This is a genomic window from Endozoicomonas sp. SESOKO3 (genome assembly GCF_024606255.1).
This window is the reverse complement of the sequence record NZ_JAHHPR010000406.1, coordinates 1-1,170: the sequence shown is the minus strand read 5'-3', so window position 1 is coordinate 1,170 and position 1,170 is coordinate 1. Positions and strand designations below refer to the sequence as shown.

Annotated in this window: 1 protein-coding gene; it reads right to left on the bottom strand. The window is 49.9% G+C overall.

The genetic code is table 11. The features are described 5' to 3' along the window. Positions 1-1,150 (bottom strand): hypothetical protein (locus KDK18_RS07060; RefSeq protein WP_257254174.1); only part of this gene is annotated, 1,150 nt, incomplete at its 3' end. Between the last annotated feature and the right edge of the window lie 20 nt (positions 1,151-1,170).

The following is a 1,170-nucleotide window of genomic DNA, read 5'->3' as shown; positions in this document are numbered from 1 at the left end:
GGAGATGTGTATAAGAGACAGTGTTAACGGCTCTGAGCATTGGCAGCTGTGTTGCATCACCGGTATTCCAGAGTGTGCTGTTCAAACCGTGTAAGCCTGATTTGAGAGCAGTTTTTGATAGTCGTACGACACCTGTATTATATCCACTCCAGCTAGAAACAGAAACCCAGCGATACTTTGTGAAAGTATCCAGGTTATTCTTAATGTTGCCTGCATGTGTATTGTAAATGTCTGCAACTGCAGCGCTTTCTAGCTCGGTCGCACTAACGGAGCCCGTATTAACATTGTTGTAAACCCAGGTCCAGCGAGCCTTCGCAGAAATGCCACCGGCTTGACTCGTATCCCCTTTGTTAATGACTGCTCCGGCGTTCAGGTTGTCATGAATGCTTCCACCTCTCACCATTCCGGCAATACCCCCGATATCTGCAAGATAGCCGTCGGAAGTGACAGGTCCGGCGTTCACATTTTCAACAACAGGAGCGTTGACCGATTGCCCACTTATTCCACCCACGTAGGCGTTGAACTTTCCGTAAATACTACCGGTATTGAGATTTTTGCTGACCAGGGTTTGGCTGTTCGCTTCCCCCGCAATTCCGCCAACGCTTCCACCTCCCCTGAATTCAGCGCCTTGCACATAATAGGAAGCAAGTTTTCCGGTGTTCAGGTTATGTAAAACTCTGGCTGCTGTTGCTACTCCTGCAATTCCTCCGGAATCTCCGCTATTGCTGGCATTAATCTCACCGGTATTGACATTGTTGTTGGCAACGCTATCGCCTTTCAGCCTTCCGACAATGCCACCGGTAGGTGAGTCCTGTTTGTTTTTGGGCGTTATTTTTCCGATGTTCAGATTGTTTGATACAGACGATGTCTGATCGGCTACCCCAGCGATACCGCCGGTACTGGCGCTTCCCGTTGTGGAAACGGTGCCGGTGTTCACACTATCGCGAATGACGCTATCAGAAACACTGCCCGCTATGCCTCCGGCATGACTGCGAAAACCGGTTGTTTTGACGGCTCCGGCATAATTGACCACTTCTTCAATCCTGCTGTGTTTCAACTCTCCTGCAAGTGCACCGGTTGGGCTCGAAGCTCCGGTACTGGTCACTTTTGGCTGTTTAAGCAGGATTTGTCGTATGGTGCTGTCCTGCAATATCCCGAACAAGCCAGAGG